Genomic DNA, 25,727 nt, shown 5'->3' on the forward strand with positions numbered 1-25,727 from the left:
TAGGCCTATCAATATGATTAATCAGACCAGCTAGCGCCCTTACGCATCAAGCCGTAATGGTGAAGTTCGCCTCTCCGTTCTGATAGAGTGAGAACGAGGCACTCGCATTTCCCGAGAGAATGAACGGAGCCATATCCCTTGCCCTTCGCAGAAGCTCTTTCACCTGGTTGTGGGGGCTTTTCGGCGTAAGAAGGCCGATGTCCCTTCGTGCATAGGGTTCATCGAGGGGAATGACGGCACGAATATCACTCGTCCGCATGTAGTTCATAACGAATGAGGTGATGAGGCTGAACTCGGGCATAAGGTCCTTCGACTGGAGATATCCCCGAAAGGGGATGGCGACAACAGATTCTTCCGGAACGCCAGCCTGATCGAGAATGCGCTTGTACCAGCCGCCGAACCCCACATCGTCATTTATCACATATCTATAAGGAACGAGGTCTGCACCCGAAAGCGACTCACGGCCCGAAAGCTCACTCTTGCAAGGGACCGACACGAATGCCTGCTCGTTATAAAGCTTTTGCCAGCCATATCCCGGGCGACGAAGCTCGCTGCTCGCTATGACTGCATCGAACTCGCCACTTGCAAGGCCCCGAAGAAGATCGCTCTCACTGCAGCATCGTACCGCAAACGTCGCCTCCGGCATCGTTGCCGCGAGCATGGGAACCAGAAGCGACCCCGTGCCATAGGCGAAGCACCCCAACCGAAGGGAAGCCGCCTCTCTCGATTGCTGCTGACGAATCTCCTCAAGCATGCGGTCGTATTCCTCGAAAAAGCGAAGGGTCGAGTCGCGCACAATTTCGCCGCAAGCCGTAAGCTGCATCCGATTGTGGGAACGATCAAAGAGCTGACAACCAAGCTCTGCCTCAATTTTCTTCAAGTTATGGCTCAACGTCGGCTGAGAGACAAAAAGCTCCTTGGCGGCAGCGGTCATGGTGCCCCCTTCGGCTACCGCAAGAAATTGCCTCATCTCGAATAGATCCATTGCGCCGATACCCCCTCGGGCTCGCAGCGATCAAACGCTCACCGCACCTGCCGTTTCTCGAGATTGTCCAATCATACCACTGTGCGCACCCGTATAGAACGCTTATCCAATCGTCACAAGGCGGTTTTGGAAGGCGACGGAGACCGCGGTCGCAAGGCCCTGCTCTGTGGCGCAGGGCGCGTATATGCGGTAACGATGTAGATGGGGCCTCAGCGAGCCCAGCCCGTGGCGAGGAGCGCGCTCCCCTCCTCTTGGAAATACCTCTCGGCGCAAGCGACGAAATCGAGCACGGGCTGTGACGCGTCGGCGCGGTAGATCACTCCCTGGTCGATGGTATCGCCGCTTAGGCGCACGGGCACAAGCGGCGGACAGCAGCTAGCGAAGTACTGGCCCGGCAGCGGAATGACGCCGTGGCCCTCCATGACCACGCGCATGATGAGCTCCTTGCTGAACTCGGCCTCCACTACCGTCGCCCCCTCCTCGGCCAGGGCGAACAGAGCCTCGAAGGAGGGCAGCCCTCGGTAGTCCGGCTGGATGTAGACCGTCGCGCCGTCGAGCGCCCCATGCCCCACCTCCGTGCAGTCGGCCACGGGACTCGCCGGCGACACGCACAGGTACACCGGATCGTCGAACAGGTGGATGAAGCGCAGGTTCTCGAAGGTCGCATCGTCGCTCGGCGGCGTCGCGAAGCACACATCGGACAGGCCGTCGCGCACCCCTTCCACCCAAGTGGACTCCGCAGCGAAGCGGAACACCACCTCGATATCGGGGAAGCTGCGGGCGAAATAGTTGATGAGTCCCGGGAAGAACGAGGGGAACGGCTCGTTGGACAGATGCCCCACGCGCACGCGGTTGCGGGCCAGCGATACGGCGCGCGCCAAGCCGTCCTCATACACGCTCACAACGGTACGCGCGGTCTGCAAAAACGACTCGCCAGCCGGGGTGAGCGTCACGCCCTGGGCGCTTCGCGCGAACAGGGCGAAGCCCAGCTCGCGCTCGAGCGTTTGGATGCGCTGGGAGAACGAGGGCACTGAGACGTAGGAGCGCGCAGCCGCCTTCGACAGGCTACCCTCCTCCGCGGCGACGATGAAGCTTTTCAGCTGCTGGTCGTTCACGACCCTCCCCTTCCCCGCGCCCTCAGGCGCGAACGTGCAGAGCGGCCGGAAACCTCCCGACCGCTCCGCTTAGTCTAACCTACTTTTAGTAGAAAACTTCACGTCTCTATCCGAGCAGTCCCAAGTTCAGCGCGTGGTTGGCCGCCTTGAAACCGCGGTAGTAGCCCTGACCCGTGGTGGCCGTCGCCCCCGGATAGGCCGAGCCAAAGATGTTGGCAGCGTTGTTGCCGCAGCTGTACAGACCTTCGATGGGGCTGCCCTCGTAATCGAGCACCTGGGAATCGGCGTTCACATTAAGGCCGCCGCAGGTACCGATGGTGCCGGGGCCGATGCGCACGGCGTAGAACGGCGCCGTGGCGATCTTGGCAAGCCAGATGTTCGGCATCTCGGGTGTCTCGGTCAGAGAGAACTCCAGCAGCGAGGTATAATTGCTCTTACCGCGGTCGAAGTCCTCGTCGACGCCGGTGTCGCAGAAGCGGTTGTAGCGCTCCACCTCAGCGGCAAGGCCGGCGGCGTCGATACCGCAGCCGGCGGCCAGCTCCTCCAGCGTAGCGTACTCGCCAAGCCACTCCGGCTGGCTCTCCTCGTTGGCCGGCCAGCCGAAAGAGGCCACATGATTGGTATCGAATACAAGGTAGGCCGGCAGGTTCGGCACCGAGCAGGTCTTCGCGTCGAAGGCGCCGAAGGACATGCCCATCCAGGGATAGCCAGAGCTCTCGTCGGTGAAGCGTTTCCCGGCGGCGTTCACCATGATGGCCCCGGGAAGGCCGGCGTAGTCGCCCCAGTCGGTGGCCGTCTCCACCATCTCGGTGCCGTCACCGAGCACGTAGAAGGGGCAGCCCCAGTAAGATTCCATATTGGCCAGAGCGGCGCCGGCGGCCACGCCCATGCGGTGGCCGTCGCCGGTGTTCTCCGCCACGCCGAGGGAGCCGTACAGCGGCACGCTCATGAAGGCCTCGCGCATAGCGTCGTTGTGCTCGAAGCCGCCGGCGCCCAGAAGCACGCCCTTCTCGGCCTTCAGGAACAAGTCGGACGAGCCGTCCTTTGCCTTCACGCCAATCACCGCGCCGCCTTCGCCCAGAACGAGCTCCGTGGCCTCGGTGTCGAGATAGGTGACGATGCCGTTCTGCTCCACCTGCGGGATGAGGATGTCGCCGAACAGTTGCTCGCCTACGATCATCTCGCCGTTGGCATCCACCGGCGAGATGGAGCGACCGGCGCGCTTCGATCCGGGAAGGGACGTGTAGTCGCCCACCGGACCGGAGTCCAGCACCATGCCGAGGTTCTCCTCGCACCACTCGAACACGGCGGCGGCGTGATCCAAATAGTCCTGTTTAGTCTCGCGGGTCGAGCCGTTGTACACGTCGCAAGCCTCCATGTAGCCCATGATCTCCTCGTCGGAGAGGTCCTCGCCGAGACCCATGGCCACCTGCTTCTGGTTCTTGGGCACCCGGGCGCCGGCACCAGAAAGGCGCGTCGTGCCGCCCAGCTGCGAGCCCTTCTCCACGATGGCCACCTTCGCGCCCTGGGACGCGGCGGTCAGCGCGCCGATCATGGCCGTACCAGAGCCCACCACCACGAAGTCGTACTCGCCGTCCCACGACTCCGGCGCTCCGCTGCCGGCAGCGCCGTTGGTGTCGGCCATGTCCTGGCCCTTCGGCGCACAACCCGCGGTCATGCCCAAAGCGGCCAGACCAAGCATGCCAGCTGAAGCAGTTTTCATAAACGTACGACGGGATACCTGATTGTTGCCGATCATTCCGCCACCCTCCTAATACCTTTGCTTAACGGGCAACTCTTTCGTTGCTCTTCGCTCATCATAGCCAGCATCACCCCGTTACGGAATTACATGGTTTGGAAGATAGCTTAAGGCTCAGCCCTTAATGTAAGAAGCTCTATCGGCCGTAACTACATCTTTTGCCGCGGGGCATAAGAGAGCAGGCAAAGCCCCATAAAACAAAAGGTGCCCCTGTCGTGCAGAAAACAGGGGCACCTTGTCTCTCAATCTGACGGAGAGGGAGGGGGAGGGGTGAATCCGTCAGATGCTGAAGAGCCTAGGATTGGGCGGCCACGCGGCCGGCATGGCGACCGAAGGTGATGGAACGGCCCGAGGCGATGCCGGCGGCAACACCCAGGTAGGTGGCGCCGAGGAAGCAGCTGGACACGTCACCAGCGGCGTAGAGGCCCTCGATGGGCTCGTTGACCTCGTCGAGCACGCGCATGTCCTCGTCGATGATGAGACCGTCCATGGTGTGGTACACGTCCTGGAGGTTGCGCTCGGCGTAGAACGGCGGAGTGTCGAAGGGCGTCAGGCGGAACGCCGGCTTATAGAAGTCGGTGTCCTTGCCCGCAGCCACCAGCTCGTTGTAACGAGCAACTTCGGCCTTGAAGGTGTCGGCCGGGATGTCGAGGCGCTCAGCCAACTCGTCAAGGGTGTCGGCCTTGATGACCGTGCCAGACTCCACCATCTCGTCAATGGAGGCCTGCACGAACTCCGTGTCGCCGAACAGCTGCAGCGCACCGTTGTCGTAGGGCGTGAAGCGGTAGGCGTGGTACACGTTGAACTTCTGAGCGTAGTCGGCCCAGTTGCTGTCGTACAGCGTGATGAAGTACGGATCCTTCTGGTAAGCCAGCTCGTGGCTCGTGGAGTCGAACAGGTCGTCCTCGTTGCAGAAGCGCTTGCCCTCGGTGTTCACGCGCAGGAAGGGCAGCATGCCGCACATGGAGAAGCCGAGAGCCATGGGATCGATATCTTCGTAGGCCACGCCCTCGGGAATGATCTGCTCCGGCGCGCAGCTGCAGGCATGGGCCAAATCGAGCACGCCGCCGGCCCACAGGCCCGCCTTGATGCCGTCGCCGGTGGCGCCGGGCATAGACTCTTTGATGGCAGGAGCCACGCGCACAATCTCGGGCTGCAGTGCGGACATCATATCCGGGTTCATGGAATAGCCGCCCGTGCAGAGAATAACGCCCTTGGCGGCGTTGATGCGGATGGGGCCGTCGGTGGCCTCAGCGTAAGCACCCACCACGCGGTCGCCTTCCTTGATAAGCTTGGTCATCGTGGTCTCGAAACGGCAGTCAGCGCCAAGGCCGCGAGCGTAGTTAATAAGCGTCTCGCAACCACGGTTGTTCGAGGGACCCACGTTCTCGAGCGGCGTCACGCCTTCCTTCCACTGAACATAATGGCAGGTGTCGAAGGACGGGATGCCGTAGGGGGTGTACTGATCGTCGTCAGACGGCTTCGCCTGGCGGATGTTCGCTTTGAAGCCAGCCTCCTCGACGCGATCGGCATACCAGTCGTAAGTCTCGCCGGACTCGTTGAACCACACGTTGGCCACGCGCTGGTTCTGGCGGAAGCCGGAAGTGTGCTGGAAGCAGCGGGCCAAAAGCTCCACATCCAGGGTCGAGTTCACCTCGGCCTGGATCTTGGTGCCCACAGCACCGATGTCGTCGCGGATGCCGCTGGAAGCGCCCTCGGCGTACTTCTCGATGAGCACCGTCTTGGCGCCCTCCTCGGCGGCCGAGCACACGGCGAAGCAGCCGGCGGTGCCAGCACCTACCACGAGCACGTCGCAATCGACGGTCTCGACGAGTGCGCTTTCATCAACCTCGGGCTCAGCGCCGAGCCATGTGGGCGTCCCGTCTGCCACGGCAGCGGTCGCACCATCCGCATTGCCACCGGTCTCGCTCAGCGACTCCTGCGCCTGAGGTGCGCAGCCGGCAAGGCTCGCAGCGCCCACGGAGGCAGCAATGACGCCGGCTCCCGTCAGGAAGCTGCGTCGGGTCAGTTCGGTCTTGTTGGACATGTTCCCTCCTCGTATAGAGTGGTCGTTTTCTCCGCAGGCAATCCCCTTTTCTCCTATGGTCGCCGGCGGCGTCCTCTCAGTTCGGACATCGAGAACTTTGCCGTCCAATCGCAATATGACCAAGCCCCAAAACGACGTATTTTTCCATCATGCAAAACGATGTATCTTTGAGAAATGCCCGGTAAACGCCTACTAAAAAAACGTTGCTGCGGAGTTGTTTGCGGTATGATGAAACAAGCTGCAAGTCAATAGGGGGAGGGACCGCCGTGCCAGAGTTGAACACTTCGTTCAAGCCATGGAAAGAGCATGTCTTCGTCGGAGCATCGCTTGGGTGTCTCTTCATCTACGAAGAGATGATTTGCTCAGGGCTCATGCTCGCCGAAACCGCCCTCTCCTCGGTCATGTACCCCTTGTACTGCCTCATCCAGGCCGCAGCTTTTCTTCCTCTGCTCGTTGCCCCCCGCATCATCGGACGTGCAAAGCCCCTGCCCCTGTCCCTTGCATCGGGCCTCTGCATGACCGCAGGGGCAATCTCGGCGGCAACGAGCGCCTACGGCATGCCGCAGCCCTTTGCCCTCGCCTTCGCCGGGTTTCTTCTCGCCGCCGTCGGTCCGGCGCTCCTCAAGCCCGTCATCCTCCTTCGCATGGCGCACTTCTCCCTCAGCACCATAAAGCTCATCGTTTTCGGAGCGTTCCTCTCGCGCTTCCTCGCTATGCTGCTTCCCATGTTGCTGCCGGCCTCCGCCGATGTACTCGTCATCACTCTCGGTCCCTTGGCAGCGCTGCTGTGGGTACTCAGCCGCCGATGCACGGCCGACACACCCCCGATCACCGTTCGCGTGTCCATCGCCTCTTCGGCCCTCGTTCCCGTAGCTGCAGCCTTTATCATCCTCACTGTCGGCTGCACGGCGCTCTCCCCTCTTTCCGTCGACCCTTCTTTCAGTTTCGTGGGAAGCGGTCCTTTTGGCGGAGTCACGGGCTGGGTTGTGACGCAATCGATTGCCGCCGTCATCATCTGCGTGCTGCTCTTCGGCATTCACGACCTTGTCTACGCCGTAGCGGCGAAGACGGTCGGTACGGCGGCCATCCTCGCCTTCGTCGTGTTCATGGGCGCCGGCGCCATCATGGTGTCATGGGATGTATCGCTGGTGGCCCTCAATCTGCTCATGTTCATCCCCCTTGTGGCCCTGGTTGACTTCGCTTCCTACGCCGCCTTCAAAGCCGAGCGCGTCGTGGTGGGCTACTTGTTCGCCTACGAGGTATCCGTTGCCGCAGGATCCCTTTTAGGCCTTGCGGAAACAGGGCTTTCGCCCCTGTTCGGCACCGTGACGATTCTCGGACTCGCCCTTTGCTGCCTCGTCGTTATCGCAGTCGTTTGGCTTGCCACCGAGAAGAATATGGATCGCTTTTTCTGGGGACAGCCCCTGGGTCTCAAGCAAATGACACCTCTTCAAGAGCAAAGCGCTGCAGAGCTCTCCCCTACCGAGCCCGTGTCTTCTCCTACCTCCGACATCCGCGCCACTGCCGAGGCCGTCGCCGCCGACTGCGGCCTCACGGCCCGCGAGACCGATGTTTTGGAATTGCTCACGCGAGGGCGATCGGCCACCTTCATCGCCGAGGAGCTGTGCTTAAGCCCCAACACCGTGCGCACCCACGTCTCGCGCATTTACACAAAGTGCGGCGTCCATTCCAAGCAAGAGCTTCTCACCCTCGCCCAGTCCCATGAGGCGTAAGACTATGCAGCCGAACCCCGAGGTCGCTCAGGAGACCTCGGCGTACTCGTCGTAGCCGTAGGGGAAGTAGTAGGCCCCCTCAACAGGGTCGAACACGATGAGCGCGTCGGCCACGGCACGAAGGAACGCGCGGTCATGGGAAACGAACAACACGGTGCCCGCATAGCTCTGCAGCACGTTAGCCAGTGCCTCTTTGCCTGGGATGTCCATATGGTTGGTCGGCTCGTCCAGCAAAAGGAAGTTCGGACGGCGAGCCATCATGCGGCACAGCTCGAGACGCGCCCGCTCGCCGCCTGACAGGCGCGAGACCGCTTTGTTAACGTCGTCACCGCCCAAGAGAAACGAGCCGAGGGCTCCCCGTGCCTCGTTGTTGGTAAGTCCGGGGAACTCGCCCCAAAAGCTCTCCAACACCGTCTGGTCGCCCGAGGGCGCAGCGATTAGCTGCTCGAAATATGCCAAATCGGTATTGCCGCCGAAAGCGAAGCTGCCCCCCAGGGGGGCTACTCGCCCCGCAAGTGTTTCCAAAAGCGTCGATTTCCCACAGCCGTTCGGGCCTATGACGCCCACTTTGCGCCCGCGCTCAATAGAGAAGCTCAACCGGGCCAGTTCGCCTCCCTGGCGCCCGAGCGCCAGATCGCGGGCGCGAAGCGCCTCGGTGAATCCCCGCCGCGCCGGCTCGAAGATGGGGTTGAAGGTTTTCAGATCGTACTTGCGCGGGGGCTCGAGCCTCACCATGCGATCGAGCTGGCTGCGTTTGGCCCGGGCCATGGCCGCCTTGGTGGGATGCCCTTTGAATGACTCGATCGTCTGCTCAAGGCGGGCGATCTCTTCCTGCTGGGCCTCGTAGGCTCGCTGGCGCTTATCCCAGGTGCGCTCCTTCTCCGCCACAAAGACGGTGTAGTTGCCCACGTAGCGTTCCATGCGCCCGTACTCGATCTCGTAGACGACCTCGGCCACGTTGTCGAGAAACTCCCGATCGTGAGAGACCACGACCACAGCGCTCTCGTACGACTTTAGATAGCTCTCGAGCCACTGTATCGTGGGAATATCCAAATGGTTGGTCGGCTCATCGAGCAGCAACACGTCGGGCTTATTCAGCAGTACCTGGGCGAAGGCGATGCGGGTGCGCTGTCCGCCGGAAAAAGACGAAAGGGGCCGCTTCTCATCATCGCGCGTGAACCCGAGGTGGCGAAGCACCGACTCGTAATCCGCCTCATACTCGTAGCCCCCTTGATGGGCGAACAGTTCAAGGGCATCCACGTACTTCTGGATGACCCTCTCATCCGGGTCGGACTCCATGCGCGCCTGCAGGCGGTCGATGCGCTCGCGCAGCTCGTTGATGGCGGGAAAGGCCTTCTTCACCTCGTCTTCCAAGGTAACGCTGTCGTCGCCAAAGGTCACTTGCCGCAGAAAGCCAACGGTAAGCCCGCTGCGACGCGATACCGCCCCTGCAGGCTCCGCCGTCTCGCTTCCGGCAATGAGATTGAGCAGCGTCGTCTTCCCGCAGCCGTTGCGTCCAACCACAGCTATCTTTTCGTTCCCCTTCACAGCGAACGATACATCGGAAAGCACGATGTCCATCCCATGAGACACCGTGGCATGACTTATGCTGATTTTCATAAAACCCCCTTCGGCTGGGCAGACAATGCCGGGCTCCTACCTACGACCGATGGGTCCTCCTTACCCTTCTATCTCTTCGGTAATGGAAAGGCCGTTCGGAATGAGGCGCGCAATGGCTACACAGGCCAGCGCGATGGCGATGCCACCTATGGCCGAAGCCACGACGACAGAGTGATCGAAAGCCCGGACAGCCTCGGCGAGCAGTTCTGTCGCACCAGCCTGCTGGGCGATAGCCACGGCAGCCGGGAACGACTCGCCCGCTGCCGAGATAGAGGCAGCGTCAAGCCCCGAGGCCGCAAGTGCAGCCGGGTCAAGCCCCAGCACATACACGATGGAGGCCACCGATCCAATGACGGCAACACCCAGGACATTGCCCATATCGTAGGCAACTTCCTCGCACGCTGCCGCGCTCGAGGCCTTCTCGCGCGGCGTAGCGCACATGATGACGGCAGAGCCCACTGAAAGGGAGCCCGTGCATAAGCCCGCGAGAACCGTGGAGACGATAATAGGGGCAAGGGTGAGGTCATCGATAAAGGGCAGCAGCATGAGCATTCCCACCGCGCCTATTCCCAGACCACCCAGCAAGACCGGCTTGGCCCCCAAGCGCATCGCCAACGCAGGAGCCGCCATGCCGGCCACGATGCTTGCCACCGCCTGGGGGATGAGCAACATGCCGGATTCGAGAGGCCCCGAGCCATTCACCAGTTGCAGCCATTGCGACAGCAGAAACAGCTGGGCCGCCATACCAAACATGGAGCAGAGGGCCGTGATCACGCCCCCGCGAAACGGCCTAAGCGAAAACAACCTTAAGTCGAGCAACGGCGTCTCAGAATGCAGGCACCGCACAACGAAAAGCACCATAAGGCCGATGCCCGCAACCAGAGCGGCAAGGCCCTCGGAGTTGAAAAACGAAAGCTCTGCGGCCAGATGCTTGATGCCCCACATCATGAGCACCATGGCCAAAAGCGCCAGCAAGGCTGCCGGCGCATCCCACGCACCGGCTCGCCTCACTTTGATTTCAGGAAGAATGAGCAGACCGACAAACACGACAAGACCCATGAGCGGGACATTGACGAGAAATGCCGCATGCCAGCTGAAATGCTCGAGAAGAAAGCCTCCGATAAGCGGTCCTAGCACCATGCCAAGACTTCCCAGAGCCGACCAGGCCGCCAGGGCCGTAGCCCTCTCTTTCGAGTCAGTGAATACCGAGCGGATCATAGATATCGTCGTCGGCATGATAAAGGCGCCGCCGATGCCCAGCACTGCGCGAATGGCGATGACGGCGCCGGCCGAAGAAGCGAACATGATGAGCGCCGAAGCGACACCGAAGATCGCTGCGCCTAGAAGGAAGGTCTTCTTCCGGCCCAACCGGTCCGAAAGAGAGCTCGAAGGCACAAGCAAGCCTGCCAGCACCAAAGAGTAGGCGTCGATGATCCACAGCTGCTGATCCGATGTTGGCTGAATCTCCGCCACCATATGGGGCAGCGCGATGTTCAGGATGGTCATATCCATAGAGACGACGAGCTGGGCAAACAGCAGAACAGCCAAAGAGGCCCAGCGCCGCTTCGCTGAAATATGAGGGGGAATCTGGATGGTGTCGGACATGGTGCATCCTTTTTTCGTCGATGGGCCGAAATCCCGTTCGCCCTAACCTGCAGGCTCCGAGCTCACTCGGCATCTTCCAATCGACTGAAGCGGCTCGCCGCCCGTGCCATTACGATGACCAGTCCTCCGATGACATACCTAGTTTATTCGACCTTCAGGCAAAGTCAACGCACCCGCCCATCTATCACCTCGCCCACACATCCTTTGCGGCTACCCCTCTTCGGAAGCCGCCTGAATCAGCGAGAGCAGATCTTGTTTCGAATGGACACCGCATTTCATATAGATACGCTGGATATGGCTGCGAACCGTACTGGGACTGAGAAACATCTCCTCGGCAATGAAGGCGGCGCTCCGGCCCTGCGCCAGAAAGACGAGCACGTCGGCCTCGCGCTGCGATAGCCCGTAGCGCTCGGACACGATGTCTGCCGACGACAGGCCAGCGGAGCACTCCGAGAGATCCTGGCTCCTCCGATGACCCATATCCCCCCAGAAGAACAGGCCCATGTGCCGCGTGCTCAAAACCCACAGCGAGACCGCCACAACGGCCATGGCGAGCAGCTCGCCGACATACCCCCCGCGCTCTCCCGCAGCGCTCGAAGGCAGATTCGAAGCCAGCAGGCTCAGCGCGATACCGACGGCCTGGGCTATCCCGAACACCGCGAGAAAGCCGCACAGCAGGCGCACGGGCTTGACATCCACCCGAGTCGACAACTCAAGCACGGCGATAAGGGGAATCATATCGAGCAGCGTGTAGGCGAACAACGAAACCAGACGCGACAGGGAGGCGTGACTTGTGCCATAGAGGATGAAGGCCACCAAGGCCACCGTCTCGACCAGCTTCATGCCAACGGTGTAGTCGTCGTCATCTACCACCAAAAGCAGCAAGGCGATGATGACGATGCTGGGAACGCGCGTGAGCAGCAGGCTGCTGTAATAGTAGTCGAGACCCTGCTCCACCGAAGCGGCATCCGGGGAGAGAAACGTAACGGCCACCACGATGACGGCAAAGCCGAGCGCGACGACAAGCACGCTGGACCCCTTGAGACTCACGATTCCCAAGCTGTCCTCGGCGGCGAACGTGCCCCTCCTAGTCCAGGCATAGCGCCAGCACAGCACGACGACGAGCACGAGCGCAGCAATGACCCATCCCCCCTGGTTGAACTCCAACGAGCCAATGGCCAGCATAACGACGACATGGATGGCCATAGCCGCCAACGCGATGCGCTTTATGAGCGCCAACGGCAGCGTCGAAAGAAGCTCCATGAGCCCGATGAAGAGCACCGTCTGGCAAAACACGATGCAGGATACACCCGCCAAATACACCGCCGGCGTCGAAAGCACCGCAGCCTCGACCGGCACAGACACGATGAAGAAGCCGAGAACGAACGCGCCCAGGGCCACGGTGCGCAGGGGGCCGTTTGCGCAAGACACCGGCAGGGTGCTCGAAAAACAGCACAGCACCAACGCGACGATGCCGTCTATGAGCGTCGGGAAAAGGAAGGGGGACGACTCCAGCCACGGGACGCGCTCCCCCACGCCAAGCGCGTCGACATTTGCAAACGAACCGGTGGTAATCAAGTCGTTGATGATCAGCAGGCAGACGAACATCACCACCAGCGCTGCCAAAAATCGCGTTCGCCCGCTTCGAAGCATTTCTCCAGCCATTCTTGCTCGCCCCGTCTATCCGTCGCTCAAACACAAAGCGAGGCAGGAGCCAATCCCCCGCCTCGCAAAGACCTTCGCCTGCAGCCCGCCTCAGCCTTCTTCCTCGCGGGAAGCCGACGAGTCGGCAACCCCCGGAGGCGGGGGGAGCACGGCCCCGCAATGAGGGCAGAGCTTTCCGTGAAAGTCCCTTTCAAGCGGCTCTCGACAATGCGGACAGCGCCTTACCCTCAGCTGCGAGCACTTGCACTGGCCGCATCCGCGACAACCGCCCCAACAACGCCCCATGTTGCTTCCTTTCATGAAACAGCAGCAGGCGCGCGACTCTGCAAGTCTATCGCAGGGCCGCGCGCCAATCGTCACGCAAAATGTATGACTTTGCCGCTCATCCTACCGAGGAACGAAAAGAACCTGACGGGGCTTTTTCTCAAGCTCCTTGGCCAGCTCGTCCACAGGGCCGAACTTCATGCAGGAGGCCAGGCAGTGATGAACGCAGGTTGGCTCTCGGCCCTCGGATACGCGCGATTCGCACAAATCGCACAGGTCGGTGGGGACGGGCACCGTGAACCAGTTCATCTTCCCGTCGTCTTTCTCCCAGGGGCCCTCGTCGTGCAGATGGATGCCCCACTGGCCCACCGGAATGCCGTGCTCCTCTTTGCAGGCCACCTCACAGGAGTGGCAATGGGTGCACCATTCGTAATCAATCAGGAGTCCGTTACGCATTGATACCTACCTCGCCTTTCGTGATTTCGCAGATGTTGCACTTGTAGGGAGCACCCAGGCCCAGCTTGCCGATGTACTTCGGACCCGTGGGAAGCAGCAGGTTGATGTTGCTCTTCCAGGCGCCGTAGAGCGTGGGCTCGTTGCCGTCCATCTCGGGGAACCACCAGCCGTGGTCGGCCTGGGCCATGCCCTTCTTCACAATGGGCGTCACCTCGGCGCGCATCTGGCATTTGCCGATCTCGTTCTCAATGACGACCCACTCGCCGTCGTGGATGTCGCGGGCCGCGGCATCCTCGGGATGGATGCGCACGATCGGATCGGGATGGGTCTCGCGCAGATACGGGATCTGTCGACCCTCGGAGTGGAAGTACGCGTAGTTGCGGGCGCCGGTCGTCAGCTTGAGGGGGTACTTGTCCTTGAGGTCGACGAGCACCTCGTGAGAGCGGTTGGACGGATCGTAGTGCGGCAGCGGATCCTCACCGTAGTACTCGAACAGCGTCGTGTAGAGCTCCACGCGGCCGGACTGGGTCTCGAAGCCGATCTGGCCGTCCTCGCGCTGCCTGCCGGTCTTGTACTTGTAGTAGCTGAAGATATCGTCGCCATGCTGGTGGACGACCTCTTCGCTGATGTTCTTGAAATCGTACTTCTGGGCCCACTCGATCTCGTTGATCCAGGTGTTCAGGTCGGGAATCTCCTCGAACCACTCGGGATGGATGCGACGTCCCAGCTCGAGGGTGATCTCAAGGTCGCTCTTGCACTCGCCCACGCTGATGGCCTTGTTGAGAGCGCCGGTGTAGACGTTGGTGCCGCCGTAGTACGGGGTGACGCCGCCGTCCTGCTCCACGAAGGTGGACAGCGGGAGCATAACGTCGCAGGAAGCCTGAATGGAGGGGGTCATCCACAGGTCGAGGCCAATATTGAACTCGAGGCCCAGCAGGGCGTCGTGCCAGCGCTTGGGCTCGGCTCCGTTGCAGACCATCATGTTGTTGCCGGTGAACATGGACATCTTGATGGGGTAGGGCTCGCCGGTCTCCATGGCCTTCAGGGCATTGGAGCTCTCGCCGTACTGGAAGAACTCGCAGTAGCACGGGTACTGGTCAAGGCCGATGGTCATCATCTTGACCTCTTCGGAGATCTTGTCGGTGCCGAAGTTGATGTTGCCGTAGCCCTCGGCGCCGCCAACCGTGGTTCCGCCCGGGGCATCCAGGAAGCCCGTGAGCGACATGAGGCCGATCATGGCCTGGCCGAGCTGACAGGCGTTCTCCTGCTGATCGCAGCCGAGACCCCACATGACGGCCGAAGGATTCGCCTTGGCGTAGAAGCGCGTGGCCTCGTAGATCTCCTCGGCGGTAATGCCGCAGATTTCGGCGGCGCGCTCGGGCGGCATGGTAGCCACACGCTCGGCGAACTGCTCGAAGCCCCAGGTCCACTGATCGACGAATTCCTTGTCGTAGAGACCCTCGCTGATCATCACATGGTTCATGGCCATGGCCAGGGCGGTATCCGTGCCGGGCCAGATCTGCAGGTGGTACTCGGCCTTGTTGGCAAGCCAGGTAACGCGCGGGTCAACCACAACGAGCTTGGTGCCGCGCTTCATTAGCTCAATGAGGCCGTGACCCCAAAGGCCGTCGCCGTTGGAGGCCAAGGGCGCCTTGCCCCACAAAAGAATGCACTCGGGAACCTTGTAGCGCGGATCATCGTAGGTATCCTTGAACTGAGCGGCCATGTCCACCTCGGGGTACCATCCGCCGAGCATGGCGAAGCACTCGATGTTGCGCGGCGAGTAGCAGGCCGCACCGGACAGGCAGTCCACAGCATTGTTGGTGCCGAACACGGCAGCGGGATAAGGGTGCATGATACCGCCCTGACGGCCGGTGCCGCACCAGCAGCAGATGGCGTTGGGGCCGTACTCGTCCACAATGCGATGGTACTCGCTCTCGATGAGTTCATAGGCCTCGTCCCAGCTGATGCGTTCCCACGCATCGGCATTGCCGCGATCTTTCGGGTCGCGCTTCATGGGGTACAGCACGCGATCGGGATGATAGATGACGTCCTTCAGAGTAAGGCAGCGGATGCACAGGCGGCCTTTGGTGACAGGATGGTTCTCATCGCCTTCGACCTTGACCAGCTTGCCCTCCTTATCGACATAGTACTTCAAGCCGCAGCCAACCGGATGACATCCCGGAGCAGACCACGCGCAGGAACGCGTGACGGTAAGACCATCCTCCTCCCAGCGCCACGGTTTTCCAAGATCGTTCTTGAACTCCATATTCTCCTCCTAGTTTTATCGTTCACGGCCCTCTTCTCGTGACCGCAAATCCCAGATGTACGGGGCTACTCCAGCGTCAGGCCGTTCTCGGCGTTCAGCCTCATGTACTCCTCCATCTTCTTATCGGAGATGTTGTGGATGAGGATGAGACAGAGCGCAAAGAGAATGAAGCCGGCGCCCGTGGCCATGCCGAGCCACATGGTCAGTGTCTGAGCTCCCGCAGCCGTGAGCGCTTCTCCGGCTATAAAGCCCGAGGTTGTAAGGGCGACGCCCATGATGACCGAGGCCACCGCGGTCGCTGCCTGAATGACCAGAGGCTGCATGTTCATGATGAAGGGGCGAGTGTCCTTGCCCGTCTTGGCAATCCAGTACTCGCCGGCATCCATGTACATGACCACGCCGACGCTATCGATGGGAGAATTGAAGAAGCCGGCGATGGCAATAAGGGCGATCAGCCACACGGAGGACTGGCCGAAAAATCCCACGAGGACGAAAGCGACGCCGGCAATCAAGCTCACGATAATGGACATGCGCTTGCGGCCACCGAACAGCTTCGTGATTCCCGTGGAAGCGAACGAGCCGATAATGGTCGCCAGCGAATAAGCCGCCATGACCGTGGAAGTCAGCACCATGTCGCCGATGACATAGGCGCACTGATAGATCGTCAGCAGCGAGAACACGTTGACGCCGGCATAGCGGAAGAAGTCCGCCAAGGTGATGGCCAGAGCCGGGCGGTTGGTAACCACGGCCTTGATCATCTCGCCTGCGGAAACGTGCTCTTCCTCTACCTCCGGGGCGCCGTTCGCGGCACTGCACTGGTCATAGGGGGCGCTGATCTTGCAGATGATGATGACGCCGATGGTGGTAGCCACGATCATGATAATCTGCGTGATGCGCCAACCCCAGATCTCCGAGCCGCTGATGGAGAGCAGCGCGATCATGGGGAACAGAATGGCGGACACAATGAAGTTCGATACGCTGTTGCCGCCCCACATACGGGCGTTGAGCAAGTTGCGCAGATCGTTGTCGCTTCCGGAAATGTTGGCGAACAGCGTGTACTTCGGCGACGCCGGCGCCACTGCGGCGAATGCTGCCAGCGAGTAGAGCACGAAGCAGAGCGCAACCACCAGCATGGAATCGCCATCGAGGAACATCAGGATGAAGATGGCGGCTACCAACACGAAATAGGAGCCGACGATCCAGGGACGGTACTGACCGAATTTGGTCCTCGTGTTGGTGACCAGAAATCCCTCGATGAAGATGAGCACGACAGCCACGATGCTTCCAACGGCCATAATGCCCGATACCTGGTCGACCGGCAGATGAATGATGTCGGTCATGATGTAGTTGGCGTAGAAGTACGTCGCCATGCCGCAGCACAGGAAGAACTCGGCGAAGAACACGGCCCAACCGAGCGAGCGACCGGAAGTGCGCTTCTCCGGCACTTGGGAACCTTCGGACATCACACTCCCCCTTTCTTTAACGAGTTGATGTTTCTATTCCATCGCGATGACCCCATCGCGCGCCCTGCATCCTCCTTCCTCCTCTGAAGGCGGCAGTCGTTTTCGGCGACGACTGACCTCGGATCAAGCCGAAGCAATGGAACGTTGCCCTTTGTTTTACAGGGGAAGGCGCTGCGAGCGATACCGCCGAAACATATGAAACGATTAGTCAAAAACTGATGAATGCTTTTTTGCCGGGCCGCAAAGGCCGTTTTCATCACTTTCGGCCGTTTACGGGCAGCAAAGAAAAGGCGATGGTTGGAAGAGCTTATCGAACGCGCACGTTCGAGCCATCGACCGAGGAGGAATCATGTGCTTTAGACCAACCCAGGTTTCTGTCCCCAAAGTTTGCCCCAAGTGCAACGCCGAGAACCCCTCCCTCGCCACCGTGTGCGAGGCCTGCGGAGCCGAGCTTCCGGCGACTCAGCCCGGCGGCGGCGCTCCGGGGGCTCCTGCAGCCCCCGGAGCCCCCTCTGCCCCTGGCGCCCCTGCAGCCCCCGGAGCCCCCTCGGCTCCTGGCGCCCCTGCAGCACCTGGCGCCCCGAGCGCGCCCGACCCCCAGAAATAGCTCGTTTGCAGGAGTCTACGTCAGAGCCAAAACAAGGAGGCAACCATGGTCAAAGACGCATCTCGGCACAAGGTGGCCATTTCCTACGAGGGGCGCATCAAAGGCGGAGAGGTTTTCGATCGACGCGACGACAACGACCCTTACGAAGTCATCATCGGCAGCGCTTTTGTCATGAAGCCCATTGAAGAGGCTCTCGCTGAAATGCAACCCGGAGAGACGCGCACCATCGAGATAGCCTGCGAAGATGCCTACGGCCCTCATGATGAGCGACGGGTAAAGATCATTCCCGCCGTCCAGATAGCGGGCTCGAAGGACCTCGCCGCCGGGGACAGCGTCATGTGGCGAGCGCCCGGCGAGACCAAAGGCCGACCGGCGAAAATCATCGACCGCAACGACTACTCGCTGCAAGTCGACCTCAACCATCCGCTGGCGGGCAAAGACCTCGTCTATGAAGTCAAGCTCCTAGAGGTGCTCCGCTAGCCCTCGCCAATCAGACCTTTCCGGTTCGCAGTGGGCGCCGCTTCTCCCGGCGCCCACTTGTTTTTTGCTCTCCCCCATGTTGCGCGACCGTCGCATCATTCGATAGTCACGCGACGGTTTTGGAAGGCGACGAAGGGGGATTAGGGGGCACCGCGTTCGATCGCATTCGAGCCATCTACACGGCCGTCCCGTCCCTCAACTGCTAGCCAAAACTGACTATTTGCGATATACTCTCATCAAACGTTCCCCCCTCCCGATACGAACCGCATGTGGGTTCTTCCGGCAACGGATAGGCTGGGGGGTCATTTTTTGTCTGCAGCAACGACAATTCTCTGTTCCCAGGCCTCGGACAATCTGGAAAACCAGTACTCATCCCCGCGTTCTTCCTTGCGATAGAGCGCCCAACAGAAGTAGTCGGCGATTTGCAGATTGAAATCGCCTTCCGAGCGCTGATGGATAAGCCGGTAGCGGGAATTCTCCCCTGACCACCTCTTCACGATACCCTTCAATGCTCCCTTGATGTCGCCTTTTCGCGCGGCTTTTGGGAGGTCGTCGGTCAGGATAAGATGGTGGCCTCGCCCGCCTTCCTTGGTCGGCGAGGCAAACAGAGTTCCGAACGCAAGTTGGTAAACTTCCCGAGGAGTCACATCGGGATCGAGGGTCGCCTTGTCGATAATCGCCGACCATACGCGAAATTCAGACAGATGGTCGAGGATGACCCCAAACACTTTCTCTCTGACAACAGTGCGATCTTCGCTTGCATGGAAGTAGCCCGCGAGATCTCCGCTCTCAAGCATGTCGTACCGTAAATCGAGCAGCTCATGGCACGCCTTGAACGGACGCTCGCAGTGGACGCAAGTCATGATGAAGCATTTGCTTCCGTTTTCCTTGAAATTAAGATCGCCAGCTTCATCGAGGTAGGCATAGCTCGCCATCTCGGTCGCCTGACGCCCTGGCGCTCTTGCTTCGCCAATCTTCCTTTCGTCGGTAACGTCCGGAAGCTGATGGCCCACCTCCGAAATGCAGGGAAGGCGATAGGCGTCGTCCCTCATAGCGCGACCGCCTCTCGCAGGACGGTATCGCGAAACGGACCGGCGTCGAGTTCGGATAATTCAAAGACATTGGTCAACAATGGAAACATCGTGGCACGAATATCCTCCATGCTGAGAGTCGCTGCAGCGCACGCCATGGGCGCCCCCTTCAATCGCTCGCTTTCTTCTGCATCATATCACGGAAACGAAATATCCCGTTCACGTCGCCCAATAGTCACGCGACGATTTTGGAAGGCGACGAAGGCCGTGATCGCAAGACCGCGCTCGGGGGCGATGCGCTGCTTGATGACGCAAGGACACGGGCCCGTTTTCAGCATGCAAAACAAAGGGGCGGCGGGCCTTGAGAGCCTGCCGCCCCTTGAGGGAAAGGAGATGTCTCGCTTAGATGCTGGCGCCCTCCGATACGCTGATGTGGGGCGTTGCGGATCCCTCATCGTTCCAGCTTGTCATGCCAGGGGCCTGCGGCGCTACCTCGCGCGACTCCAAAGTGATGGACCGCACGTCGCGCACATAGCTGTTTGCCGCCGTCGACCCGAGCCACAGCTGATTTGCGCCGCCCATGACGTCGGCGACCGGCTCGCCGCCGACTTGCGTAACGAGCATGCTGTAACGCTGTATGACATAGGTGAGGGGAAGCGCGACCTCGTAGCCATCGGAAGCTTCGAACACGATGGTGTTCACACCCGGCTGCACGCCCGCTTCGTCGAGAAGCGTACGCAACAGCACACCGGTCACCTCGGCGTTGCCGTGGGACGATCCACCGATTCCGTCCCCAGAGCACGAGCATCCCATCACCTTGGTAACGCCGTCCTTTTCGGCGCGCTCCTCCAAGTTCACTGACAGCTGCTGGTCAACCGCGCCTTTCACGGCAACCGTTCCGTCGCCCATGGCAGAGCCCGCCTGGGCAAGCGGAGCAAAAGACGAACCGCACAGATATGCCGATGCTTTGCGGAACACGTCGGACATCACTTCGTTGGCCGCCGTTACGCCTTGGGTGAACGTGAAGCTGCCCTCGACCGCCTCGGCGCTGACCCGTGTGCTTTGAATGTAGTCGCTTTCGGCCGAAACCGGAGCGGCGCTTACGAGCGTTTCCGTCTCGGCAGCCAGCGCCTGCGTGGCGCCCACCGCACCCATCACCATGGACGAGGCAGCGACAAGGCTCACGACCTTCTTGCCTGTATTCTTCATCGTCTCTCTCCTCTATTTCGCCTTGACGTTGAACATCTTCTCGACAACATCCTCGTTGACCATATCGTTGGCCGCCACGCAACGGACGCGCAGCACGTAGGCGTGCTCCTCTTGCGGCGTAATGGTCAGCGCCCAGTTCACCCACTTATCGGTTACCGTGTCGGGGGTGTCGCAGCGAGTCCAGGTCTCGCCGCCGTCAAGAGAGAACTCCATGGCCTTCACCGGCTGGCTGAATGCATAGGCGTAGCCCTCGACTGTGAAGGGCTCGCCCTTCTTGAGCACCTGGCCCTCATCGAGGTTGGTGAAGCCGACCACGGGCTTGCAGAAGTCGATGAGGTAGAACGGCGGGTAGGACTCGAGCACCTCCGCCGGGGCGATCTCGATGTTCGAGACCTGCTTCACGAAGGTAGTCGCGTTGCCGCCGGGAAGCCACAGCTGCACCGGATAGCCGTGCTGCCACTGGATGGGCTCGCCGTTGATCTGATAGACCAGCAAGGGCTCGTGGGTCTTCATGAGATTGATGTCGAAAGCGCCGTTGAATCCGTCGGAAGAGTTCACCATAACGGTGCCGCCCTCCGGCTGCACGCCGGCTTTCTCCAGCAAGGCGCTCAGCGGAATGCCTGTGACCTCGGCCTGGCCGATCAGGTTGTTGCCATCGCCGATCTCGACGCAGGCCTCAACCATGGTGGTTGTGACGGACTCCGCGTTCTCGATGAGGTCCTTGAGAGAGAACGTCATCTCGTTGTCCACCATGCCGGTCACCGTAATGGTCCAGTTATCCAGCATATCCTGATCAAGCGGGGCACCGCTTTCGGTCTTCTCGTTGCGCAGGTAGTCGTTCTCATAGCCCTGCCAGTTGATGTTGGGAAGCTGATCTTGGGAAACGATGCGATCCTGATTGAAGTTGAAGGTCCCCTCAACGGTGTCCGAGGTGTGGATACCGTGCATGACCTGGTGCTTCACGTTGTCCCACAGCTGCATATCGTTGCCATCCTCTGAAGCGTAGTGGCAGCTCCAGCAATCGGCGTCCTCCACCTCGGAGTGAATGCCGTGGACGATGCCGCCGAACGAGTTGGCGATGGTCACCTGCCCTTCGGTGTGGCAGGTGATGCACTGCTGGACCGTCGTCTCGGTGCCGATATCGTTGGTCAGCTTCGGGTGGTTGTACTCAGTGGTGGAAACCGTGTCGAGCAGATCCTCGTGGCACGCGTTGCAGCCGCGGTCGTCCGCTTTCAGGTAGAACGTGTTCTTCGGGACGTTGCGCACGGGCTTGTGATACACGCCATCGCCCTCTTCCGAGGCCGACAGGTTCTCGCTCGGCGTGCGCTGGATCTCCACGCCGTCCTCGCGAATGACAAGCTTGGGCTCGTAGGTCTCCATCAGAGTCCCCTCGTCCTCGGTTTGAGCGGCGCACCCGCAGGCGAGGGCGCCGGCGCAGACGCTGGCGAGGACAACGCCCCACAGGATTCTGCGATTGTTCTTAGGCTTCATAGCCGAATCTCCTTTCAAAAAACCTGATAGTCCTTCAGGCGCTAGAGGGCCGCCGCAACGACCGTAATAGGCAGAGCCGCGACAACGATGAGGTAGCGCAGGAAATAGCCGCCGACGAGCACGCCCATGCCAACGAGGGCCGACAAGCCATGCGCACCGCGACTTTCCTCGACCTGCGGCGACACTGCGAACAGCAAGATGCCGTCGATGATGCTGGGAAGGACCAGACCCAAAACCACAAAGACAAGCCAAAACTGCAAGGCCCACTCTCCCGAGACGAGAGACGCCACCGAGTTCCACCCCGCAAGCGAGGTCGAGCTCGTTACGAACAACAGAAGCGCCACGAGGACGATCTCTATCAAGGGCAGGCAGAAATGCGCTTTCTTGAACAGGCCCACCTCATCGAACTCCTTACCCGCAAACAGCGCACCGACGGCAAGCACCAACGCCGCGCCCGTTGAGAAGGCAGACACCAAGAACAGCACCGGCAGAAGCGCGCTGTTCCACAGCGGGAAGGGCTTGCACACGCCCAGAAGCGCTCCGGTGTACATAGCCACCGCCACGGCGAACACGACACCGACGATCTCGAGCCAGCACGGCATCTCCTTCTTCAGGAAATCCATGAGAACGGCGATGAGCGACACGATTGTAAAGACGCTTAGAAACACCACGCCCCAGGTCATCACCGAGTTGAAGTTCGTCAGCAAGAAGACGAATCGCCATGGATTGTAAAGGCCGCCCTTGGCGTCGACGATGAGCAGCAAAAGGCCCACAATCACCACGACTGGCGCAATCAAGTGCCCCGCACGGCGCATGAAGCGCGCCTCTGGATGCTTCCAGCGCAGGAAGGCTGCCGAAGCGAACGCGCCGCCGCCCAAGCCGGCCAGGAACAAATACCACGCGATAATGGAGTCCCAAACAGGTTCGAATTCCACGCCCATCACCTCACATAGAAGGTCTTCGCCTGGGTCAGGTCGCCCAGAAGAGGCTGCGCGTGATGCGTGCGGATGGCCTTCGACACTTCGCTGTCGGGATCATTCAAGTCGCCGAAGATGCGCGCGTGGTTGATGCAGGCCTCCACGCAAGAGATGCGCAGCTCGTCATCGGTGCCCACCTTCGAGGCGCAGAACCGGCACTTGTCGACGGTGCCCGTCTCTGGGTTGGCAACGCGGGCCTGATAGGGGCAGGCCGCCATGCAGTACTTGCACCCAATGCAGCGGTTCTCGTCCACTTCCACGATACCGCCTTCGCCCTTATGCGTAGCTCCCGTCGGGCACACCGTGGCGCAAGGCGCATCGTCGCAGTGAGCACACTGAACCGGCACGACTTGAGTCGACACATAGGGCGCCATTCCGCTTTTCAACTCTGGGAAATGAATGAAGTCAACGCCTTCGGGCAAGCGATTCTGACGGTGGCACGCCCTTAAGCACGCATCGCACCCAACGCATTTGCGCGCATCGATGAGCATGCCGTAGCGCACGTCGCGCTCTGGCTCCTGCGCTGTCGGGGCGTCGCCGGTCGGCTCAGCGCCGCTGGCTAAGGCTTGCTCCATGGCGCAACCGGTCATTCCCAATCCGGCCGTGGCTGCCAGGGCAGCCGCGCCCTGCATGACACCGCGTCGCGTCCACAGGCTCTTCTCTCTCATATTCCCCTCCTTTCCTCCTCAACTCTCCTGCCTCTACGGGCAGCGAATCGACCATAGAGGTTTCCGCGCAGGGAAGAGTCAAGAAGGAATCGAAGGATTTTTCTTCGAATTAGGTTCAAAATGCAAGGGGCGCGACAGCGAAAGGCGGCCATTTTCCGCAAGGATGACAAAAGGATTCGTGCAACCTTCCCCTATAGGACAAGGTTGGCTAAAGCACCGGCGGAATTGGCTTCTACCAGGAGATTCCCCCGCGATCTTCTACGGGAATGCTCACGCGATACAGCTCTTCGCCCGTTTCGAACAGAGACGAGAGCGAATCGATGAGCGTCTCGCAGATGTAATCGCCCTTGAGCGAGGTTCCCGCTGCTTCCGCATATTCGCCAAGCATCCGAACGAGGACCATATCGGGATCTTCGTTCGGGGACAGCGCGATGGGCGACTGGTCGTCGAGATAGAACCGTTGGGAGTAATACATCATGACGCACGGCCCTTCAGGGTACCGCCTCACGAAAGGCCGCGCATCTTCGGGAACGTCCTCAGCCACGACCGCCAGCATGCAATTTGCCTTATCGTATTCTCCATCAGTCTCAGGTATGACGATGCCCACATCACGGAAAAGCGCATCGGGCCATCCTCGGTCAGCCAAGGCCTTCTTCAAGAACCGCGTGGCCAGCCCCCAGTTCTGAACGCTGACATCATCGTGCACGACCTCGCTCTCGGCGCCATAGGCCTCGCTGGGCAGCGCAAGAACCGACAGCGGCGGGCGCTGCACGAACATGGGCCTGAACAGCACGGGATGACTGAGGAACAGGCGGCAATTGTTGCTCAGCGCATCGATGAGGTCCATGCGCCGCTCTATATCGCGGCGCTGCTCGTCATAGGCTGCGCGCCGCTCGTCAAGGGCGGCGGCCAGCGCCTCCACGTTCTCGCTAGCCGCGATATCGGCGATCTCCCTCAGCGTGAAGCCCAGTTGCTGCAGTCGTTGAATCATATCGATAACCAGGCACTGATCAAGGCGGTAGTATCGATAGCCCGTATGCGCATCGACGCGGCTCGGCGCAAGCAAGCCGAGCTCCTGGTAAAAGCGCAGCGTCTTCTCGCTTACCCCATTCAATCGAGCCATCTGGCCTATGGTCAACTCGCCCAAGGCAACCCCCTTTGCACCTGGCTTTCCCGTGCCCCCATTGTAACGGTGCACCTCGCACAGCACCTCGCGGAATTACCATAAGCTGAATTCATTTTGCTCATTTATCTAATCTTGGTCCTCATCAAACGCCGCTTCCTTTTGCACTATGTTGAGAAACGAAATATCCCGCTCGCGTCACTCGATGGTCACAAGGCGGTTTTGGAAGGCGACGGAGACGGTGGTCGCAAGGCCCCGCTCGGCGATAACGGCTTCGAAGACTTCGCGAGGCAGGCGGTAGGTATTGTTCTCCTGGGAGACGTGCATGGCCGCCACATGGCGCAGGTCGTTGTGGGCAAGGCGGCCGAGGACCTCTGCCGCCTGGGCGTTGGAAAGATGCCCGCGCTCGGAGGCGATGCGCTGCTTGATGGCGTAGGGGTACGGGCCCGCCTCCAGCATGCGAGCGTCGTGATTGCTCTCCAGCGCCAGCAGGCGCACGCCCGCCAGCGCGTCGCGCGCCTCCTCCGTCATGATGCCGGTGTCGGTCACGTAACCGAGGGAGTCGCTTTCTCCGCCCTCAAGTTCATCGAAGCGAAAGCCGTAGGACTCGGCGGCATCGTGGGAGGTTCGGAAAGGGCGCACGGCCAGCCCGACCAGCTCAAGCACGTCCCCCGCCGCAAAAGGAGCAAACGGCGCATCCACGCTGGCCACCGCATCGCGCAGCGGGGCCGAGGCGGCGAAGATGGCCGCGCTTGTGCGCACCGTCGGCACCACGCCCGCCTTTGCCAGACCCCGCATGACCACACCGAGACCCTTAGTATGGTCGCCGTGATCGTGGGTCACTACGACGGCGCGCAGGCCGGCCAGGTCGAATCCGGCCTCCTCAGCGCGAGCGAAGAAGTCGCGCTTGCAGATGCCGCAATCGATGAGCACGCCCTCCCCGGTCGTTCCGTTCTCCACGATGGCGGCATTGCCGCCGCTTCCGCTGGCCAGTATGTGCAGTCGAATCATGGGCGCTCCTCGCAAAAAATCGTTTCGCCATCCTACCGCAGGGCGCATCGAGCGAGCCGCGCGCCATGGTTCCCGCAAAATTTTTTCATGTTGTTACTTTTTGCTCACATGCATAATTTTGAGTCTATGACCTGTGATTTCAGGGAAGT

The 25,727-nt window shown here is 60.7% G+C and carries 20 protein-coding genes; 2 read left to right on the top strand and 18 right to left on the bottom strand.

Features of this window, described 5'->3' with window-relative positions; all coding sequences use genetic code 11:
• Nucleotides 1-46 precede the first annotated feature (46 nt).
• The 4 genes from VJ923_RS01645 to VJ923_RS01660 all read right to left on the bottom strand — a co-directional run bounded on the left by VJ923_RS01645 (nucleotide 47) and on the right by VJ923_RS01660 (nucleotide 5,906).
• The gene (locus VJ923_RS01645; RefSeq protein ID WP_326437857.1) at nucleotides 47-985 is read right to left on the bottom strand and encodes a LysR family transcriptional regulator; all 939 of its coding nucleotides are present in this window, start codon (nucleotides 983-985) and stop codon (nucleotides 47-49) included.
• A 209-nt stretch (nucleotides 986-1,194) separates the two neighbouring features.
• A complete protein-coding gene (locus tag VJ923_RS01650; protein ID WP_326437859.1) occupies nucleotides 1,195-2,100 on the bottom strand; it encodes a LysR family transcriptional regulator in 906 nt (301 codons plus the stop codon).
• Between the two features lie 106 nt (nucleotides 2,101-2,206).
• Nucleotides 2,207-3,859 (bottom strand): FAD-dependent oxidoreductase, encoded by a 1,653-nt coding sequence (locus VJ923_RS01655; RefSeq protein WP_326437861.1) that lies wholly within the window; start codon nucleotides 3,857-3,859, stop codon nucleotides 2,207-2,209.
• Between the two features lie 295 nt (nucleotides 3,860-4,154).
• Nucleotides 4,155-5,906 carry an FAD-dependent oxidoreductase gene (locus tag VJ923_RS01660; protein WP_326437863.1) on the bottom strand — a complete coding sequence of 584 codons (1,752 nt, stop codon included), beginning with the start codon at nucleotides 5,904-5,906 and terminating at the stop codon, nucleotides 4,155-4,157.
• Nucleotides 5,907-6,172: 266 nt separating this feature from the next.
• On the opposite strand from VJ923_RS01660, the gene VJ923_RS01665 reads away from it, so the two are divergent.
• Nucleotides 6,173-7,639 (top strand): response regulator transcription factor, encoded by a 1,467-nt coding sequence (locus VJ923_RS01665; RefSeq protein WP_326437865.1) that lies wholly within the window; start codon nucleotides 6,173-6,175, stop codon nucleotides 7,637-7,639.
• A gap of 27 nt (nucleotides 7,640-7,666) precedes the next feature.
• On the opposite strand, the gene VJ923_RS01670 is transcribed toward VJ923_RS01665, so the two are convergent.
• From VJ923_RS01670 to VJ923_RS01695, 6 genes are all read right to left on the bottom strand, one after another.
• Nucleotides 7,667-9,259: an ABC-F family ATP-binding cassette domain-containing protein gene (locus VJ923_RS01670; RefSeq protein ID WP_326437867.1), complete on the bottom strand. Its 1,593-nt coding sequence runs from the start codon at nucleotides 9,257-9,259 to the stop codon at nucleotides 7,667-7,669.
• A 60-nt stretch (nucleotides 9,260-9,319) separates the two neighbouring features.
• A complete protein-coding gene (locus tag VJ923_RS01675) occupies nucleotides 9,320-10,864 on the bottom strand; it encodes an MFS transporter (protein WP_326437869.1) in 1,545 nt (514 codons plus the stop codon).
• Nucleotides 10,865-11,074: 210 nt separating this feature from the next.
• The gene (locus VJ923_RS01680; protein ID WP_326437871.1) at nucleotides 11,075-12,490 is read right to left on the bottom strand and encodes a helix-turn-helix transcriptional regulator; all 1,416 of its coding nucleotides are present in this window, start codon (nucleotides 12,488-12,490) and stop codon (nucleotides 11,075-11,077) included.
• Between the two features lie 426 nt (nucleotides 12,491-12,916).
• The gene (locus VJ923_RS01685) at nucleotides 12,917-13,249 is read right to left on the bottom strand and encodes an oxidoreductase (RefSeq protein ID WP_326437873.1); all 333 of its coding nucleotides are present in this window, start codon (nucleotides 13,247-13,249) and stop codon (nucleotides 12,917-12,919) included.
• Nucleotides 13,242-15,518: a molybdopterin-containing oxidoreductase family protein gene (locus tag VJ923_RS01690; RefSeq protein WP_326437875.1), complete on the bottom strand. Its 2,277-nt coding sequence runs from the start codon at nucleotides 15,516-15,518 to the stop codon at nucleotides 13,242-13,244. The genes VJ923_RS01685 and VJ923_RS01690 overlap by 8 nt, the downstream gene beginning before the upstream one ends.
• 65 nt (nucleotides 15,519-15,583) lie before the next feature.
• On the bottom strand, nucleotides 15,584-16,981 hold the full coding sequence (locus VJ923_RS01695; RefSeq protein WP_326437877.1) for an MFS transporter: 1,398 nt from the start codon (nucleotides 16,979-16,981) through the stop codon (nucleotides 15,584-15,586).
• Nucleotides 16,982-17,633: 652 nt separating this feature from the next.
• On the opposite strand from VJ923_RS01695, the gene VJ923_RS01700 reads away from it, so the two are divergent.
• Entirely contained in the window at nucleotides 17,634-18,068 is a 435-nt protein-coding gene (locus VJ923_RS01700) for an FKBP-type peptidyl-prolyl cis-trans isomerase (RefSeq protein WP_326437879.1), read from the top strand.
• A gap of 302 nt (nucleotides 18,069-18,370) precedes the next feature.
• On the opposite strand, the gene VJ923_RS01705 is transcribed toward VJ923_RS01700, so the two are convergent.
• From VJ923_RS01705 to VJ923_RS01740, 8 genes are all read right to left on the bottom strand, one after another.
• Complete coding sequence (locus VJ923_RS01705) at nucleotides 18,371-19,120, bottom strand: DUF3800 domain-containing protein (RefSeq protein ID WP_326437881.1); 750 nt, start codon at nucleotides 19,118-19,120, stop codon at nucleotides 18,371-18,373.
• A complete protein-coding gene (locus VJ923_RS01710) occupies nucleotides 19,117-19,257 on the bottom strand; it encodes a hypothetical protein (RefSeq protein WP_326437883.1) in 141 nt (46 codons plus the stop codon). Before VJ923_RS01710 ends, VJ923_RS01705 begins: the two co-directional genes overlap by 4 nt.
• A 244-nt stretch (nucleotides 19,258-19,501) precedes the next feature.
• The gene (locus tag VJ923_RS01715) at nucleotides 19,502-20,308 is read right to left on the bottom strand and encodes a molybdopterin-dependent oxidoreductase (RefSeq protein ID WP_326437885.1); all 807 of its coding nucleotides are present in this window, start codon (nucleotides 20,306-20,308) and stop codon (nucleotides 19,502-19,504) included.
• A 12-nt stretch (nucleotides 20,309-20,320) separates the two neighbouring features.
• Nucleotides 20,321-21,799, bottom strand: coding sequence for a molybdopterin-dependent oxidoreductase (locus VJ923_RS01720; RefSeq protein WP_326437887.1), 1,479 nt, complete (start codon nucleotides 21,797-21,799; stop codon nucleotides 20,321-20,323).
• A gap of 41 nt (nucleotides 21,800-21,840) precedes the next feature.
• A complete protein-coding gene (gene nrfD, locus VJ923_RS01725) occupies nucleotides 21,841-22,740 on the bottom strand; it encodes an NrfD/PsrC family molybdoenzyme membrane anchor subunit (protein WP_326437889.1) in 900 nt (299 codons plus the stop codon).
• On the bottom strand, nucleotides 22,740-23,444 hold the full coding sequence (locus VJ923_RS01730; RefSeq protein ID WP_326437891.1) for a 4Fe-4S dicluster domain-containing protein: 705 nt from the start codon (nucleotides 23,442-23,444) through the stop codon (nucleotides 22,740-22,742). Before VJ923_RS01730 ends, nrfD begins: the two co-directional genes overlap by 1 nt.
• A gap of 232 nt (nucleotides 23,445-23,676) precedes the next feature.
• Nucleotides 23,677-24,591: a MerR family transcriptional regulator gene (locus VJ923_RS01735; RefSeq protein ID WP_326437893.1), complete on the bottom strand. Its 915-nt coding sequence runs from the start codon at nucleotides 24,589-24,591 to the stop codon at nucleotides 23,677-23,679.
• Between the two features lie 174 nt (nucleotides 24,592-24,765).
• Nucleotides 24,766-25,578: an MBL fold metallo-hydrolase gene (locus VJ923_RS01740; RefSeq protein ID WP_326437895.1), complete on the bottom strand. Its 813-nt coding sequence runs from the start codon at nucleotides 25,576-25,578 to the stop codon at nucleotides 24,766-24,768.
• Nucleotides 25,579-25,727 lie beyond the last annotated feature (149 nt).

Origin of the sequence: Adlercreutzia shanghongiae (assembly GCF_035830635.1) — a bacterium.
Taxonomy (GTDB): domain Bacteria; phylum Actinomycetota; class Coriobacteriia; order Coriobacteriales; family Eggerthellaceae; genus Adlercreutzia; species Adlercreutzia shanghongiae.